Origin of the sequence: Mesorhizobium escarrei (genome assembly GCF_935825525.1) — a bacterium.
Lineage (GTDB): Bacteria > Pseudomonadota > Alphaproteobacteria > Rhizobiales > Rhizobiaceae > Mesorhizobium > Mesorhizobium escarrei.
The window spans coordinates 42,886-59,268 of sequence record NZ_CAKXZT010000146.1 but is presented as its reverse complement, the minus strand read 5'-3'; the positions used below and the strand labels follow the sequence as shown (position 1 = coordinate 59,268).

At 64.1% G+C, this 16,383-nt stretch carries 19 protein-coding genes; 6 read left to right on the top strand and 13 right to left on the bottom strand.

Translation table 11 applies throughout. The features are described from left to right. Window positions 1-311 precede the first annotated feature (311 nt). A complete protein-coding gene (locus NMG80_RS25120) occupies window positions 312-563 on the bottom strand; it encodes a hypothetical protein (protein ID WP_254020594.1) in 252 nt (83 codons plus the stop codon). A gap of 138 nt (window positions 564-701) precedes the next feature. Here NMG80_RS25120 and NMG80_RS25115 point away from each other — a divergent pair, with 138 nt between their 5' ends. Next, window positions 702-1,304: a cupin domain-containing protein gene (locus tag NMG80_RS25115; protein ID WP_254020598.1), complete on the top strand. Its 603-nt coding sequence runs from the start codon at window positions 702-704 to the stop codon at window positions 1,302-1,304. Between the two features lie 66 nt (window positions 1,305-1,370). Here the strand turns inward: NMG80_RS25115 and NMG80_RS25110 are convergent, their stop codons facing one another. Further along, window positions 1,371-1,970, bottom strand: a complete 600-nt coding sequence (locus NMG80_RS25110) for a flavodoxin (protein ID WP_254020593.1) — start codon at window positions 1,968-1,970, stop codon at window positions 1,371-1,373. Window positions 1,971-2,001: 31 nt separating this feature from the next. Then, entirely contained in the window at window positions 2,002-3,165 is a 1,164-nt protein-coding gene (locus tag NMG80_RS25105) for an aldo/keto reductase (RefSeq protein WP_254020592.1), read from the bottom strand. Window positions 3,166-3,485: 320 nt separating this feature from the next. On the opposite strand from NMG80_RS25105, the gene NMG80_RS25100 reads away from it, so the two are divergent. After that, on the top strand, window positions 3,486-4,346 hold the full coding sequence (locus NMG80_RS25100; RefSeq protein ID WP_254020597.1) for a LysR family transcriptional regulator: 861 nt from the start codon (window positions 3,486-3,488) through the stop codon (window positions 4,344-4,346). A gap of 63 nt (window positions 4,347-4,409) precedes the next feature. Here the strand turns inward: NMG80_RS25100 and soxA are convergent, their stop codons facing one another. From soxA to NMG80_RS25060, 8 genes are read right to left on the bottom strand one after another with little or no spacing between them, the layout of a single operon-like run. Continuing rightward, a complete protein-coding gene (soxA, locus tag NMG80_RS25095) occupies window positions 4,410-5,189 on the bottom strand; it encodes a sulfur oxidation c-type cytochrome SoxA (RefSeq protein ID WP_254020591.1) in 780 nt (259 codons plus the stop codon). After that, the gene (soxZ, locus tag NMG80_RS25090) at window positions 5,189-5,509 is read right to left on the bottom strand and encodes a thiosulfate oxidation carrier complex protein SoxZ (RefSeq protein WP_254020590.1); all 321 of its coding nucleotides are present in this window, start codon (window positions 5,507-5,509) and stop codon (window positions 5,189-5,191) included. The genes soxA and soxZ overlap by 1 nt, the downstream gene beginning before the upstream one ends. After that, on the bottom strand, window positions 5,509-5,991 hold the full coding sequence (locus NMG80_RS25085) for a SoxY-related AACIE arm protein (protein ID WP_254020589.1): 483 nt from the start codon (window positions 5,989-5,991) through the stop codon (window positions 5,509-5,511). The genes soxZ and NMG80_RS25085 overlap by 1 nt, the downstream gene beginning before the upstream one ends. A 2-nt stretch (window positions 5,992-5,993) precedes the next feature. Next, on the bottom strand, window positions 5,994-6,461 hold the full coding sequence (soxX, locus tag NMG80_RS25080; protein ID WP_254020596.1) for a sulfur oxidation c-type cytochrome SoxX: 468 nt from the start codon (window positions 6,459-6,461) through the stop codon (window positions 5,994-5,996). Further along, the gene (locus NMG80_RS25075; protein WP_254020588.1) at window positions 6,461-7,741 is read right to left on the bottom strand and encodes an NAD(P)/FAD-dependent oxidoreductase; all 1,281 of its coding nucleotides are present in this window, start codon (window positions 7,739-7,741) and stop codon (window positions 6,461-6,463) included. Before NMG80_RS25075 ends, soxX begins: the two co-directional genes overlap by 1 nt. Beyond that, window positions 7,728-8,081: a c-type cytochrome gene (locus tag NMG80_RS25070; RefSeq protein WP_254020587.1), complete on the bottom strand. Its 354-nt coding sequence runs from the start codon at window positions 8,079-8,081 to the stop codon at window positions 7,728-7,730. The genes NMG80_RS25075 and NMG80_RS25070 overlap by 14 nt, the downstream gene beginning before the upstream one ends. Further along, a complete protein-coding gene (locus NMG80_RS25065) occupies window positions 8,068-10,242 on the bottom strand; it encodes a xanthine dehydrogenase family protein molybdopterin-binding subunit (protein ID WP_254020586.1) in 2,175 nt (724 codons plus the stop codon). Before NMG80_RS25065 ends, NMG80_RS25070 begins: the two co-directional genes overlap by 14 nt. 11 nt (window positions 10,243-10,253) lie before the next feature. Beyond that, entirely contained in the window at window positions 10,254-10,724 is a 471-nt protein-coding gene (locus NMG80_RS25060; RefSeq protein WP_023798506.1) for a (2Fe-2S)-binding protein, read from the bottom strand. Between the two features lie 320 nt (window positions 10,725-11,044). Here NMG80_RS25060 and NMG80_RS25055 point away from each other — a divergent pair, with 320 nt between their 5' ends. The 3 genes from NMG80_RS25055 (at window position 11,045) to NMG80_RS25045 (ending at window position 13,894) form a co-directional block, all read left to right on the top strand. Continuing rightward, the gene (locus NMG80_RS25055) at window positions 11,045-11,764 is read left to right on the top strand and encodes a response regulator (RefSeq protein WP_254020585.1); all 720 of its coding nucleotides are present in this window, start codon (window positions 11,045-11,047) and stop codon (window positions 11,762-11,764) included. Further along, complete coding sequence (locus tag NMG80_RS25050; RefSeq protein WP_254020584.1) at window positions 11,761-13,242, top strand: ATP-binding protein; 1,482 nt, start codon at window positions 11,761-11,763, stop codon at window positions 13,240-13,242. Before NMG80_RS25055 ends, NMG80_RS25050 begins: the two co-directional genes overlap by 4 nt. Window positions 13,243-13,489: 247 nt before the next feature. Continuing rightward, window positions 13,490-13,894 (top strand): c-type cytochrome, encoded by a 405-nt coding sequence (locus NMG80_RS25045; protein ID WP_254020583.1) that lies wholly within the window; start codon window positions 13,490-13,492, stop codon window positions 13,892-13,894. A 25-nt stretch (window positions 13,895-13,919) separates the two neighbouring features. Here NMG80_RS25045 and NMG80_RS25040 read toward each other — a convergent pair whose 3' ends face one another. Then, window positions 13,920-14,357, bottom strand: coding sequence for a YqaA family protein (locus tag NMG80_RS25040; RefSeq protein ID WP_254020582.1), 438 nt, complete (start codon window positions 14,355-14,357; stop codon window positions 13,920-13,922). A gap of 274 nt (window positions 14,358-14,631) precedes the next feature. Further along, a complete protein-coding gene (locus tag NMG80_RS37090; protein WP_280178792.1) occupies window positions 14,632-14,760 on the bottom strand; it encodes a hypothetical protein in 129 nt (42 codons plus the stop codon). An 844-nt stretch (window positions 14,761-15,604) separates the two neighbouring features. Here NMG80_RS37090 and NMG80_RS25035 point away from each other — a divergent pair. Next, a complete protein-coding gene (locus NMG80_RS25035) occupies window positions 15,605-16,324 on the top strand; it encodes a FadR/GntR family transcriptional regulator (protein ID WP_254020581.1) in 720 nt (239 codons plus the stop codon). Window positions 16,325-16,383 lie beyond the last annotated feature (59 nt).

Here is a 16,383-nt window from a genome sequence, read left to right as displayed (position 1 = left end):
CCACCGGTTTTGCCCCGGTTACCACAACATCTCGTAACTATTTGATTATATTTAGGTATCTGCCCCATCCATCATCGGCGCCACCGCAAGCTTGTGGTCCATCTCATTCATTTAATTGTCATTTTTCTGTCTCAGCCCGTCCAATGCCCGGTTGGAATGATTGAATCATTTGGCAGGCGCGCGCGCTCTAACGTGACCCTTTATGCGATTTTACCGCCGCAATTGGAAGCCAATTGGCCATGGTACGCGCCCGCCACGCGGCCCGAAATGCTAGTGGGCTGACGCGCTCGATCTCGCCGCTCGGAAAAAACTTATCCGCGATCTCGCCGATGTTCACGGCGTGCCTCCTTTTCCTCACTGTTCTGCTCCTCACCACCGTCGGGACGGTTGATTGTCACCGTGCACGCAATCAGGGTGTTCCAGTCCGGGCCGTGTTCGATGATGTTATGAAGCTCGGAAATCTCTTCAAGATAATGTTCGATCGTAATCGGGCCGTTCTGGTGGCCGTAGACAAGAACCGCTTTCCAGCGTTTGTCACCATGCAGCGTTACCACGTTACTCATGCCGAATATCTCCTGCGGTTATTGAACAAATCCGGCTGCATTGCCGTGGGCCAAAAGGTAGCGGAACCGACCGGCATGCCGCCGGTTGAATCGGCATGAACAGTCGTCCTCAGACAACCAGCAATGCAAGGCTACATCATGAGCATTCTGCAGAGTACCAAGAAGGCTATCGAGCAGGTTACCGGTGTCGCAAGACCGGGCAGGCAAGAAGCAACCGATCTTTCAAGGCGGCGAAAAGCAAATGAGTTTTGGTTCAAGGATGACGGCCTGGTGCCCAATCATCCTTCTTGGCCGCTTGTCGTCTATCGGGGCGCCGTGAGGCTGCCCGAAGAATTTGATCCCGCAGCCGTCTTGGAGGAGCTTTTCGAAGCCAATGGATGGGGGGACAGCTGGCGGAATGGCATCTACGACTACGTTCACTACCATTCGCGAATACATGAGGTGCTCGGAGTTGCGGCCGGGACGGCCAAAGTTCGGTTTGGAGGCAAAAAGGGACGAACCCTGTCCCTGAAGGCCGGCGACGTCGCGGTTCTTCCGGCCGGCACCGGACACCAACGCCTTTCGGCATCCGACGATTTTCTAGTTGTCGGCGCTTACCCTCCATTTGGGACCTATGACGAATGCACGACTGCCCAGGAGCATGATGGCGCGCTCGCGACGATCCGGAAGGTAGGTCGTCCACGCAAGGATCCCGTTTATGGGAGCAAGGGCCCGCTTCTGCAAAATTGGAAGAAGACCTGAAGCAGGCGCAGATCGATCCAAGACCCACAAGCACAGAACGCACGAGCGGGGGGAGTGCAACTCAGGCTAACGGCCTATCTCGACGCTCTCGAGCCACCGAGTGACCTCTCGAAGCGTCTCGCGCTCCTGGTCGCATTGTTTGGAAAACCCATCGATCAGACGGGCATCTGGTGCATGCTCGGCGATTACGGCGAGGCTGTTGCCGAGCCCATAGCCGCCATGCGTGATGAACGGCACCAGCGTCTTGCCCGACAGGTCGTGCTGCGACAGGAACGAGCGTATGACGGATGGCGCGGTCATTCCCCAGATCGGAAAGCCGAGAAACACGGTCTCATACGAGTCCAGATCCGGCACCATGGCCTGCAACGGCGGTTCGTAACCCCGCTGCCGCTCGTCCTCTGCCTGCGCGACCTGTGCCTCGTAGTCTTCCGGATAGGCGGCCGCCGGTACGATCTGAAACAGGGTTGCGTCGAGCGCGCGGGCAACCTGGGTGGCGATCAGGCGCGTGTTGCCGGTCCGGGTAAAGTAGGCCACCAGGACCGTGGCGCTGCGACCGGCCGCAGTAGGTTCAGCGCTTGTTGCCGCAAAACTCACTCCCGCCACGATAGGCAGCAGGAACGAGCGTTGCAGGGCCTGCCGGCGCGAGATGAAGGCAGTCAAAGTCACCGGGGCCTCCTGTCACGGCTAGCCATGACGATCAGCCTTTCGGAGGCGCTTCTACGCCCGAATAGACCAGCACGGCGTCAGGAAGGCGTGCGCCTCTGATCTCGATCGCGGCAACCGCCAGGCTGAGCTCAGCGACTTCGGCAGGCGTGAACTGGAGGTCGGCCGCGCCAATGTTCTCGAGCATGTGCGGCATCTGGGTCGTACCGGGGATCGGCACGACCCAGGGCTTCTGCGCCATCAGCCAGGCCAGGGCGATCTGCGCGGGCGTGGCCTGCTTCCGCTTGGCCCAGGTCTTCACCAGATCCACCAGCGTCAGGTTATGCGGCAGGTTGTCGTTGTCGGGCGAGAACCGGGATGCGATCCTGCGGATGTCGCCTTCGGCGAACCGTGCCCTGGCGTCGATAGCACCGGTCAGGAAGCCCACCCCGAGCGGGCTCCACGGCACGAAGCCGATGCCAAGTTCCTCGCAGAGCGGGATCACCTCTTCTTCCGGACCACGCCACAGCATTGAGTATTCGTTCTGGACGGCGGTGACAGGCAGTGCGGCATGCGCGCGGCGAAGCGTCCCCAGCCCCATCTCCGACAGGCCCCAGTGCAGGACTTTGCCTTCCGCCATCAGGTCCTTGACCGCGCCGGCCACGTCTTCGATCGGTACCTCAGGGTCGACGCGGTGCTGGTAGAGGAGATCGATGCGGTCGGTGCGCAGGCGCTTCAGCATCCCCTCGACCACCCGCTTGATGTGGTCCGGACGGCTGTTCAGGCCCGGGCGCCGCTCGCCGGTCTCCTGATCGATGTTCCAGCCAAACTTGGTTGCGATCACGACCTCATTTCGGAACGGCTCCACGCCTTCGCCGAGGATGCGTTCCACCTCATGAGGTCCATAAGCCTCGGCCGCGTCGTAGAAGGTGACACCACGGTCGAAGGCCGTTCGGATGATATTGATCATCTCGGATCGGGTGGGGATCGTCGTTTGATAGGTGCGGCTCATGTTCTGGACGCCGATCCCGACACTGGAAACTTCCAGCGCTCCAAGCTTTCGCCGCCCACTCGCCTGTGCTGCAGCGTCGCTGCCGGAACCAGTTGCCTGGGCTAACGCCGGCGTGTGCGTACCGGCGAGCAGTGGCGCCGCCGCGAGACTTCCCGCGGCCCCCAGAAAAGCCCGGTGCCCCATTCTCAATGTGCGTTCGTTTGCCATGTCTGATAGTCCTCTCACCGGGTCGGGATCAGTCTTCGATCCGGAATCGCTTCGTGTCGATGTGGCCGGGTTCGGGCCGCGGCGACCCTAGGTCCAGCGCATCTATTCCGGCCCAATGTTCGTTTCTGCATTTCGTCCTCTCGCTGGTAGTCTCATCCTCTCGCTGGTAGTCGGCATCGCAGCGCAGCTTTCCATCTGAGCAAGATATCCCCGCAGCGTCCTAGCGATTAGACACGGTAAGCCGCATGGGTCTATGACTATGTGTCATGAATAGCGGGAGGTGACTGGCATGCGACCGTGAGGATCTGGGCAGTTTGGCTATGTTCCTGGCGGTCGCCGAGGAACAGAGCTTCACCAGAGCGGCTGCAAGGCTTGGCATCTCCCAGTCGGCGCTCAGCCATGCGATGCGGCGGTTGGAAGCCAAGCTGGGCCTGCGCCTGCTGACCCGCACGACGCGCAGTGTAGCGCCGACCGAGGCTGGCGAGCGGTTGGTCGAGACCCTCCGGCCTGCGCTGGACGAGATCGAGGCCAAGCTTGCAGCGCTGACAGAACTGCGCGAGCGACCGGCCGGCAGAATCCGGATCACCACGTCCGAACACGCTGCTCAATCAGTGCTCTGGCCAGTGGTCGATCGGCTTGCAGCCGAGCATCCCGACATTCAGGTCGAACTCAACATCGAGTCGGGCCTGACCGACATCGTCGCAAAGCGTTACGATGCGGGCGTTCGCCTTGGCGAACGATTAGAGAAGGACATGATAGCGGTTCGGATCGGACCCAGGCTGAGGATGGCCGCGGTCGGCTCTCCGGCCTACTTTGCGCAGCACGGGCAGCCGCTGACGCCTCACGATCTCGCGAAGCACTCCTGCATCAATCTCCGGATGGTGAGCGGAAGCATCTATGCTTGGGAGTTCGAGAAGGACGGGCGCGAGCTGAATGTCAAGGTCGAGGGTCAGCTGACGTTCAACGATGTCGAACTTATCGTCGCTGCCGCCGTCGCAGGACACGGCATCGCTTTCTTGGTTGAGGACCGGACAGCAGCGTTGGTGGCCGAAGGGGTGCTGGTCCGTGTCCTTGAGGACTGGTGCGAGCCGTTCGACGGCTATTATCTCTACTACCCGAGTCGGCGGCAGCCATCGCCAGCCTTCAGCCTCATTCTGCAACGTCTGCGCTTCAGAGAATAAGACGACCGAAGTTGCGCTCAACTGTCCGTCGGCGGCAGGTGAACGGCCAGCCGCAATCCGGCATCACGGCCGGACGGCCGGCGTCTCGATCAGCAGGCCGCGGGCCCGGTCCATCAGATGGAGCTCCAGGTCGACGAGTTCGGCTGCGCCGAATGCGAAGGGCTCGGCTCTGACCCCGATCATGCAGTTGCGCAGGCGCCGCTGCAGCGAACCGACCGTCTGCCACTCCAGCCGGTAGAGCGGATAGCCGGTCGGATGCGCCTGCGGGATGACGCTGCCGCCGAGCCGTTTGCCCCAATTGTCGTCGTGGCAGGAGGCGCAGGAGAGATCGAGCTGTCCGATGCGGCTCTGGAACAGACGCCGGCCGTTGTCGCGAAACCGCGCGAGCCGGGCGTCGGTCGCCGGTGTGATTGGCATGCCGCGCGACTGATGCGTCACATAGGCCGTCAGGGCGAGCAAAGCGTCGGACTCCGGCGCCAGCGGCTCGGCCTGCTGCCGCTCCGCTCGGCAGGAGTTGATACGCCCGGCAAGGTCGATCGGCCGGCCCGTCGCCGCGTCAAAGGCCGGGTAGCGCGCGGCAACGCCGCGCATCGTCTGACGGGCATCGTTATGGCAGCCGGAGCAGGCGACATCCGCCCTGCCCTGCGCCTGTTGCCAGAGCTGCTCGCCCTGCAGCACCCACAGCATGCCGGGATTGCTCATGTCGTCGGCCTGCAGCGCCTGCGTCGCCGGCGCCATGAAGTCGAAGCCGGAGCGCTTCTCGCCGTCTTCGATGCCAGCGGCAGAGACAATGCCGCAAACAGCGGCGACAGCGACGGCTGCAAGCCGCCAGAGCGCATGCATCAGTTCACCGTGATCGTCGCCGACGCCGTTTGGGTCTTCCCGGCATCGTCGGTCCAGGTGAAGTCGATCGTGCCGCTCGTCGTGGCAACGAGCGTGAAGGCAATGAACGGATTGGCCGATACCGCTGGAAAGAGATCGGCCGAAAACACCTCCTCGCCGTTGTAGGTGCAGGTGAAACGGCGGATGATGTCGCGAGCGATGTTGGAGCCGTTCGGTCCGATACGGTAGCCGGTTTCCATGGGATGGGCGATCATCGCCTTGATCTCGACGACTTCGCCCTGCTTGGCCACTTTCGGCACATTGACGAGCGTGCGCGCCATTATGAAAGGTCCTCGATACAGGCGGCCAGCGTGACGATGGCGCTCGCCCGGCTCGACCAGAAGCTGCCGTCGCTCATCTCGGCGACCGCGACAACGACCTGCGAGGTCGCGAGCCGGATCCGCGTCGAGACCATGGCGTGGCCGGAGCGCGGCCGGAGGTGGAAGACCACGACATTCGCCTCCGGGTTTTTCTCGTTGAAGACCGCGATGCGCCGAACATGGTCGTCTTCGGTCATCGGGCTCTCGGCGACGACTGTGATCCCGACCGCGTTGCCGTTCTCCACCAGAGGCGGCAGGTCGAGCCGGACGCGGCCGTCGAGAACGTTGGCTCCCCCGGTAAAGGTCCGGATCGCTTCATCGAGGCTCGGACGGGCAACAGCCCAGCGCGGCAGGCTGATCACCAGAAGGCCGGTCATACCGGCCCGAAGAAACTGCCGACGTCCGACCAGGCCTGCGTAAGCTCGAAGCGGGTCTTCGTGCATAATCACCCCTTCAGCGTCGTGAGATAAGCGACGATATCCTCGATATCGGCGCCGCCCAGGATCGGCTTGCTGCGCCAGACGGTGGCGACACGCCGGCCTTGCTCATCCGCGACCCGATAGTAGGAAGGCATGATCGTGTTCGGCACGAGCCGCTTCATGTCGACCACGCGCAGCCGGATCTGGCCTTCCGAAAGTCTTGCCCCGACGCCGGTCAGGTCGGGCGCCAGCGTGCCGTGCAGATGCGCGTCCGGAAACGGCCCGCTGTGGCAGAGCGTGCAGAGGCTGCGCTGCCGGTCCGCGATCAGCGCGGCGCCGCGCACCGGATCACCCTTGCCGCCGACCAGAGGCTGCATGATCGCATCGCCGGTCACGACATAAGACCCCGTCTCCTCATAAGACCCCCTCTCCTCGCCGGCGCCGGGCGAGGCGGCAAGCTGCAATCCCATAAGAGCCAGAAAGGCCACCCTCATCATCCGAACACTTCACTGGTGATCGTCCGGAACCAGTCCTCCGCATAAGCCGCTTCCAGTTCGCGGACGGAACGCGGCGCTTCGAGCGGGCTGGTGCCACCCGCACCCTCAACCTCGGCAAGCAGCCCGTCACGCGGCTGGTAGACGCCGGCGATCGAAATGCCATAACCGGGCGCGACCAGGCTGTAGCAGGTGTTGATGAGTTTCGGCTGCACCGGCGGCCGCTCCCTGACCAGGGCGGCGACCGCCGCGGCGCACGCTTTTGCCTGGGCGTTGGCGCTGAAGGCGGATTTCGGCATCGCCCCGCCGATCGCCGCGTCACCGATGACGTGGATCGCCGGCTGCAGGCGGGACTCGAAGGTGACCGGGTCGATCGGGCACCAGCCCGTCTGGTCGGCAACCCCGGCCGACTGCGCGATCCCGCCCGCGCGCTGCGGCGGGATCACGTTGGCGACATCGGCCTTGTGGCTGCCGAACTCGGTCACCAGCGTCCTTGTCGCGAGGTCGACTTCCGTCACCCTGCCCCCCGACGACAGCGGCACCCATTCGATCAAGCCGGGATAGAGCTCTTGCCAGGCCGCTTCGAACAGCCGCTGCTTCGAAAAACCGTCCTTGGCGTCGAGGATGATCAGCTTGGAGCGTGGCTTGCTGGTCTTGAGATAATGCGCGATCAGGCTTGCCCGCTCGTAGGGACCGGGCGGGCAGCGGAACGGATTGGCTGGCGCGGAGAGGATGACGATCCCACCGTCCGGCATCGCCGCGAGTTGGTCGCGCAACAGCAGCGTCTGCGCCCCAGCCTTCCAGGCATGCGGCATGGTCGCCGTCGCCGCCTCGTCGTAGCCCGGCAAAGCGTCGAAGCGCAGGTCGACGCCGGGCGCCAGCACCAGCCTGGTGTAGCCGATATCAGTGCCATCCTCCAGCCGAACGCGCCGGCGCTCTGCATCGACGGCGACGGCCCGCTTGCGGATCAGCGCGATGTCGCCGAACTGGTCATAGCGGCCGAACTTGTCATAGCGGAAGGTCTGCGCCTCGATGCCGCGCAGTCCGGCAAGCACGGCATTGCTGAACGGGCAGGCCAGATAGGCGGCCTCTGGCTCGATCAGCGTCACGGCAAGATCGCGATCCAGCCGTTTCAGCGCGCGGGCGCAGCTTGCCCCGGCAAAGCCGCCGCCGACGACGATCACGCCGGGCTGCGTCTGTGCGCGGACTTGCGGCGCGGCAAGGACGGTCGCGGCGACGCTGGCCGCCACGCCGCCGATCAGGGCTCTACGGCTGGGCATGGCGTGCCGCCTCCGGCTTGGCGAGCCATTCGGCGATGGCGCGCGTCTCCTCCTCGGTAAATCCCCTGGCGATGCGGTCCATGACCGTCGCCTTGCGCTCACCGGAACGGAAGGCGTGCATCTGGGTGACGATCTCGTCTGCCGCATGGCCGTCGAGCGAGGGGATGGCTGAGCCGAGCGCCGCCGGCCCATGACAGCCGGTGCATGCCGCAGCGCCGGGCGCCGCGTCGGCCCATGCCGGCGCGCTGGCCGCAAGCAAGACAGGCGCCGCAAGCAGGACAGGCGCGAGCGATCGTCCGCCGCGCCTGTTCTTCGCGCGCCTCATATCATGCGAGGTCATGGTTCTTCAGCGGCAGCGTGCGGATGCGTTTTCCGGTGGCGGCGAAGATCGCGTTGAGGACGGCCGGCGCGGCGACGGCGATGGTCGGCTCGCCGACGCCGCCCCAGAAGCCGCCGGACGGCAGGATGATCGTCTCAACATCAGGCATTTCGGCCATGCGCAGGACCTCGTAGCTGTCGAAGTTTTCCTGCTCCATGCGGCCGCCATTGACGGTGCATTCGCCGTAGATGCAGGCGGAAAGGCCATAGACGAAGGAACCCTCCACCTGCCGCTCCACTTGGGCAGGGTTGACGACATGACCCGGATCGGTGGCCGCCACGATGCGATGGATCCTGAGCTGTCCATCGGTGACCGAAACCTCCGCTGCCGCCGCCACGTAACTGCCGAAGCCCATGATCTGCGCCAGGCCGCGGTGAACGCCGGCCGCGGGCGGGTTGTCCCAGCCGATCCGTTCGGCGACCGCCTCCAGCACGGCGAGATGTTTTGGATGTTTGGCCATCAGCTTGCGGCGGAAGGCGAGCGGGTCGATGCCGGCCGCATGGGCGAGTTCGTCCATGAAACACTCGACGTAGAGCGCGTTCTGGTTGAGGTTGACGCCGCGCCAGAAGCCTGGCGGGATCGGCGGGTTGCGCATGGCATGGTCGACAAGCAGATTGTCGACCGTATATCCCAGCGTGCCTTCCGTGCCGGCGAGGACGAGGCCTTGGAAGACCACCGGGTCCATGCCGTTCTGCATGCCTTCCGGCCGCACCGCGGCAAGGATCGACTGGCCGGATATGCGCATGTGCAGAGCGGTCAGGTTGCCGTCCGCGTCGAGCGCGCCCGTCAGCCGGCATCGGGTGGTCGGGTGATAGGCGCCGTGCAGCATATCCTCTTCGCGCGACCACATGAGCTTTACCGGCGTTCCCGGCACCTGCTTGGCAATGCTGACCGCCTGGCGCACATAGTCCTGGAAATTGCCGCGCCGGCCGAAGCCGCCGCCGAGATGGATCTTGTGCACCTCGCATTGCTGCACCGGCAGGCCGGCGGCCTCGGCCGCTGCAGCAAGGCTGGCCTCGCCATTCTGGGTCGGCACCCATACCTCGCAGCGCTCCGGGGTGTAGAGCGCCGTCGCGTTCATCGGCTCCATGGTCGCGTGGTTCTGGTAGGGGTAGGCATAGGTCGCCGTGACCGTCCGACCGGCGGCGGACAGGGCAGCACCGGCGTCACCTTGCCTCGCGCCGACGAAGGCGTCATTTGCGGCGAGTCCCTCTTCGAGCATCGCCGCGATCGAGGCGCTGGTGACCTGCCTGTTGGGACCTTCGTCCCAGACGATCGGCATGGCATCGAGAGCGGTCTTCGCCCGCCACCACGTGTCGGCGACCACCGCAACGGCGGTCTCATCGACCTGAACGACAGTGCGCACGCCCGGCATGCCGGCCACAGCCGCCGCGTCAAAACTCTCCACCTTGCCGCCGAAATACGGGCAGGCCCGGATCGCCGCGTTGAGCATGTTCGGCAGCTTGAGATCGGTGCCGTAGACCTGGCTGCCGTTGAGCTTGTCGGCGGTGTCGAGCCGCGGCAGCGGCTTGCCGGCTATGGTCCAATCCTTGGGGTCCTTCAGGGTGACATTGGCGGGCGGCGTCATTCGCGCGGCGGCGGCAGCCAACTGCCCATAAAAGGTGGCGCGATCTGATGCTGCATGCGTGACCATGCCCATCCTTGCGGTGCATTCGCTGGCCGGCACGCCCCATTCGGCGGCCGCGGCGGCAATCAGCATTTCGCGCGCAACGGCGCCACCAATGCGCACATACTCGTGCGACTCGCGGATGCCGCGGCTGCCGCCGGTCGAGAAATTGCCCCACACGCGGTCGCGCGCTAGGTTCTGGGCCGGCGACGGGTATTCGGTCGTGACCTTGGACCAGTCGCAGTTCAGCTCCTCGGCGACGAGTTGCGCCAGGCCGGTCAGCGTCCCCTGCCCCATCTCGGAGCGGGCGATGCGGATGACCACCGTATCGTCGGGCCTGATCACCACCCAGGCATTGATCTCCGGCGCCGTCTCGCTGCCCTCGGCGAGGGCCGGCTTGATGAACGGCACGTTGAACCCGAGGGACAGGCCGCCGGCCGTGGAGGCCACGCCGATGATGAAGCTGCGGCGGGAGATGGAAATTATGGCGTTCATGACTGTTCTCCTCAACCGCGTTGCGTGGCTTCGCCGGCTTTGGCGGCCAGCTTGATCGCAGCGCGCACCCGGTTGTAGGTGCCGCAGCGGCAGATATTGGTGATCTCGGCGTTGATGTCCTCGTCCGCGGGGTTCGGGTTCTGCATGAGCAGACCCGCCGCAGCCATGATCATGCCGGCCTGGCAGTAGCCGCATTGCGGCACATCAAGCGCCAGCCAGGCCTGCTGGACCGGATGCGAGCTGTCCGGCGAAAGCCCCTCGATGGTGGTGATTTGCTGGTCGGGCTCGACCGCGCTCACCGGAAGCACGCAGGAGCGCGTGGCGACGCCGTCTATATGGATGGTGCAGGCGCCGCAGGCGGCAACGCCGCAACCGTACTTTGTTCCGGTAAGCCCGATCTGCTCGCGGATCACCCACAGCAGCGGCGTGTCCGGATCGACCTCGATGTCACGTGGCGTGCCGTTGATGATCAATCTGGCCATTGTGCAATCCTTTCGATCAAAGGCTGGCGAGGAACGAAGTCTGGATGCCGCGCGGCATGGCCTGGCGACAAAGACCGGATGTCCCGGCTAGCGACGAGGCCAAGTTAGGCGGGAGCTGTCGCAGAACCTTGTCCCGAACACCGGCAGTTCATCGCAAGTTGTCGCGGGCGCGGCGCTCTGATACATTTCGTTACACTTCTCACGCTTTGTTGATGCCGCGCGAGATTGCCGCCATGGCGCGGAAGGTGATCATCCGTGTAGACGCAAACTAGATATCGTCGATACTGACCGACTATTCAGCGGCGGCCTCGGAGCATTGCATGGAAGTGGCGCAGCACATCGCGGTCGTCGACGACCACAGGGACATCCGCGATCTCGTGGGGAAATACCTCACCCAGCAGGGTTATCGCGTCAGCGTCGCCGACAGCACGGCCGCGCTCAAGCGGCTGCTCGACCGCAGCCTGCCCGATCTTATCGTCCTCGACGTCATGATGCCGGGCGAGGACGGCATTGCCGCCTGCCGGCACGTGCGCGGAACGGTCGACGTTCCGATCATCTTCCTTACCGCCATGGCCGAGGAGGTCGACCGGATCGTCGGCCTCGAGATCGGGGCCGACGACTACGTGACGAAGCCGTTCAATCCGCGGGAATTGCTGGCGCGGATCAAGGCGGTGCTCAGGCGCGTCCACAGCCTGCCGCCGCAGCGCGGCCGGCTCAAATCGAACGCGCTGCGCTTCGACCGCTGGACGCTGAATGTCGGCCGCCGCGAGCTGGTCGGGCTCGACGGCGTGGCGGTCGCGCTCAGCACGGCCGAATTCCGCCTTCTCACCGCCTTCATCGAGCATGTCGGGATCGTGCTCAGCCGGGATCAGTTGCTCGACCTCACCGTCGGGCGCTCGGCCGACGGTTTCGACCGGGCCGTCGATAACCAGGTGAGCCGGCTGCGCAAGAAGATCGAGGCAGATCCAAAGAATCCGATGCTGATCAAGACGCACTGGGGCGGCGGCTACTGCTTCACAGCCGAGGTGGCCCAGGCATGATGCTGTTGTGGAGACGAAGCCTGGCGGCCCGCTTTCTCATGCTGGTGCTGCTTGCGCTCGGCCTGTCGCAGGCGATCACCTTCCTGATCTCGTGGGACGAGCGCGGACAAGCCCTGCAGGCGGCGGCCAAGGGCGAGTTCGTCAGCCGCACGTCCTCCCTTGCCATTTTGCTGGACACGACGCCGCCCTCGCTTCGACCCGACATCCTCAACGTAAGCGGCACGGCCTATACGCGCTTCTGGACCTCGCACGACGGGCCGAGCAATCCCCTCGCCTGGCAACAGGAGGCACTGACGCAACTCGCCAAGCCGCTGCCCGGGATTGCCGCCAAATATGCAGCCTACATGAACGGGCAGGCCTCGAACGCAGTCGCTGCCGCCGATCCTTCGGTGCCGCCGCGCATGCTGGACCTGTCCGGCAATGGCAGTCCGTTCACGCGACCTGCCAAGTTTCTTTATATGAACGGCGCCCCAAACGGCATGGGGCTTTCCGTCCGCCTCGACGACAGCACCTGGCTGAACGCCGCCTACGCCAAAGCGATGCCGAGTGCCTTCTGGACAACGCAATCGGCGATATCGCTGGCGCTAACCGCACTCATCCTGTCCGCCATTGCGATCTTCGGGGCGCAGGCAATCGCGCGTCCGCTGCGACGGCTCGCCAATGCCGCTGAACTGTTCGGCCGCGGCGAGGCCGTGCCGCGGCTGCCGGAATCCGGACCGAACGACATCCGCCAGACCGCCGAGGCGTTCAACCGCATGCAGGAGCGCCTGCAGCGCTTCGTCGAGGACCGCACACGCATGCTGGCGGCGATCAGCCACGACCTGCGCACGCCGCTGACCTCGCTCCGGCTGCGCGCGGAATTCGTCCAGGATCACGATCTCCAGGAAAAAATGCTGAAGACCATCGAGGAAATCCAGACGATGACGGAAGCAGCGCTCGCCTTCGCGCGCGAGGACGCCGCGGTGGAGGAGACGCGAACCGTCGATCTTTCGGCGCTGGTCGGCAGCCTCTGCGACGATCTCGCGGATCTTGGCCAAAACGTCACCGTCAGCGACGGGCCCAAGGTGCTGTACCGCTGCCGGCCGGACTCGCTGCGCCGGGCGATCCGCAACCTCGTCGAAAATGCCGTCCGCTACGGCGAGCGGGCCAAGGTAAGCCTGGTCAGGAGTCCCGACAGCCTGGACATTGTGGTCGAGGACGCCGGACCCGGCATTCCGCCAGGCGAAATGGAACAGGTGTTCGCGCCCTTCTTCCGTTTGGAGCAGTCGCGCAACCGGGAGACCGGCGGCGTCGGGCTCGGCCTGTCAATTGCCCGCGCCATTGCCCGCCACCACGGCGGCGACATCGTGCTGGAAAACCGGAGCAACGGCCTTCGCGCGGTCATCAGGCTGCCGCTCATCGACATGGCCAAGCAGCTTGCCCCGGCGCCTGTGCCTGAGACGAGCCCTCCGACTGGACTGCGATCCTTGCCGGCTTGATCGAAACCCATCCCGCGATCGGAACGCCCGCGCTGTCGCGCCACGATCGATCAATGTCGTCGCAACGAAGGACAAGCCACCCGCACCAGTGCCTTTCTTAGCCCAGCCGCCGCCCTCGCTGCTGAGGGCTGGTCCTGCCGGAAGCTTCCGGTCACCAGCAAAGCCCCTCCCTTCAACGTTCTGCAGAGGTCATCCGATGAGCCATTCACAAGCCACGACACGCAACCAATTTATTTCCGTTGGAGTTGTGACCGCATCCTTGGCCACGTCGATCACGCGAGCGCGTACGTCCCTGGCTGCGCTTTTGGCAGCCGGCGGCCTGCTGTTGCCGGTCGCCGCTTCCGCGCAGCAGGCCGACGGCGAGCGGCTGTTCCGGCAGCGCTGCGGGGCCTGCCACAGCTTGGAGCCCGCCCAGAACAGGGCCGGCCCGCATCTGTCGGGCATCATCGGCCGACAGGCCGGCAGCGTCGAGGGTGCCCGCTATTCGGCCGCGCTGCGGGAGTCTGACATCGTCTGGGACAGCGGTGCGCTTGATGCCTTCCTAGCGGCACCGCGCCAGAGGGTTCCGGGCACGTCTATGGCAGTGGGCGTTCCCAACGCCGCCCAGCGCGCCGCGATCATCGTTTATCTGGAAGGTGCGGGCGCGCAATAGTGTGCGCTGATGAACCAAATCGGTCTTACATCAGGCCCAGCACCGCTCCGGCGACAACCAGATAGCGAGAAACCTTCGCCACGGCGACGATTGCGACAAAGCTCCATAGCGGCTCGCGCAAAACCCCAGCGACCACGGTCAGTGGGTCGCCGACGATCGGCATCCAGCTTAACAAGAGCGACCATTTTCCATAACGGCGATACCAGTTCGTGGCGCGGTTGAGCCTCGCGGGACGCAGCGGAAACCAGGGCTTGTCCCGGAAGCGTTCGAGCCCTCGACCAAGAACCCAGTTCACCGCCGAACCAAGGATGTTGCCTATGCTGGCGACAACAACCAGCATTGCGGGCGAGAAGGAACCGGTAGCGAGGAGCCCGGCAAGGGCAGCCTCCGACTGCGCCGGAAGGGTGGTCGCCGCGGCGAACGCAACGAGAAACAAGCCGCCGTAAACGGCAAAGTCATCCATCTATGTTTCGCCTTGCGGAGCGGGCGTCAGGGTTGCACGTCGATCACGACCATGAGTCCGCCACCACCTTTCCCTCAGCATTGTTGTTGTTCGCATGATGCCCGATATCCGGGATGGATAAACACTTTTCCGGGCCGACGCGGCTGCTAGACGCGACATCGCCTTCCCTATCGCTCCAAAACCACAGAATAAGGACTTCCGGTCGCTGGGAAGGTCAAGAGCTTCCGCCAATGGCCTCTGAACATTAAGGGGGCACGGATATGCGGTAGCAGGATCAAGTCATAAGCAGGGCCGCTCCCAGCTCCATCAGCCGCTCGGCGGCAAAGCCGATCATCTCGCGCAGGATATCGGCGTCGGGGGTCTTCTCTACGAGCGTGCGCAGGTTCATCATGTCGCTGGTCATCGGTGGTTCCTTCGAATCAGGTGGTGTCAGCAACCCAACCCTACCGAAGAACATCGATGACCGCCGCTACGCCGCTCGCTCGCTACAGCGCGCTCGCGAGCGGCTTCGCTACCGCCGACCTACACCACGCGGTGGGACACGACCGACTGGCAGGCAAGGCCGAGCATGGCCGTCTCGTAGTCTGCACTGCAGCGGTCTCAATAGGAACCGTCCAAATGCACCGTACTTTCTGGCGAATCTTAGCGACAATGTTGATTGCCGGGGGTGTCGGCTACGCGCAGGCGCAAAACCCGCTCATCATCACGGCACCAGTCTCCGGTCAGACTATTGATGGGACGCTCTCCTTTTCCGGGACGGCTGCCGTCAACAGTATCACACGGCGCGGAACTATTCGCGGGCAGACCAATACCGGGGTCGAATGCCGAGGGACAACTACCATCAACCTTACCTTTTCGCGTGGAGAAGGAACGATGGCTTGCGGGCAACTCTCAACCCGATTCGTGTTCTCGCTGACCAGCAGACAACCTCCAGCTGGCACAGGAACGGGAATCCTTTCCGATGGGCGAAAAGTGGTCTTGAGAATAGGACGATGACCCCAAAGCGACAGGCACGCCCTCTATTGAGAAGTGGTGAGCTGAAGCATTGATGTCCGTGGTGCTGGATCTATCACTCTTGCTAAAGCCGATGGAAGCCGGGCCGGTCGATGACCTCCCGCGCCGAAAAAAGACGCTCTCTGCTCCTTGACTCCTTCCTTCTTCCGCGGCAGGCTTTCGATCAATAGGTCAGACCAATTTACCGATCCGGGATCAGCCAGATGATTCCGTTGAAGTAGAACTGGGTAACAATGCCGATCCAGGCCGTTGAACCGCGTCGACTTTACCGACAGATCGCCGACCAGCTTCGGCAGCTGATCGACGCCGGCGAGTTCGCAGTCGGCGATCGGCTGCCAACCGAGCGCGAACTGGCCGATCAGCTTGGCATCTCCCGCCCGACCGTCCGTGAAGCGCTGATCGCGCTCGAGGTCGAGGGGCGCATACGCATTCGCGTCGGTTCCGGCATCTACGTCACCGAACCGCCGCGTGCCGAAATTTTGAGGGCAGAGATGGATGAAGGCCCGTTCGAGCTTTTGCGGGCGCGCGAGTTCATCGAAGGGGCGATCGCCGCCGAAGCCGCCCTCCGGGTTCGGCCGATCGACATCGAACATATGGACGACGTGCTGCGCCGCATGGAGCAGATACCTCACCCGACCAGGATGACGATCGCGCTCGACCGCGAGTTCCATACGATGGTGGCGGGCATACTTGGAAACGCCGTCCTGGTGCGCTGCATCGGCGAGCTTTTCGACCAGCGCATGAACCCATATTTCGAACGCCTGTCGAGCTATTTCGAGAACAGCGAGTCCTGGCGAGCCGCCGCGGAGGAGCATCGCGCGGTGCGTGACGCGATCGCGGCGCGCGAGCCCGAACGGGCCAAGGCCGCGATGCAGGAACATCTGCGTCAGTCGCAACTGAGATTCTCACGCAATTTCGGTGAGAAATCCGCGGCCAGGGAGGCCGCGGGATAGGAGTCGGCCGACCGGGAGGATCCTGTCGGCACAGTCAAAATCCATTCATAGGGAGGAAT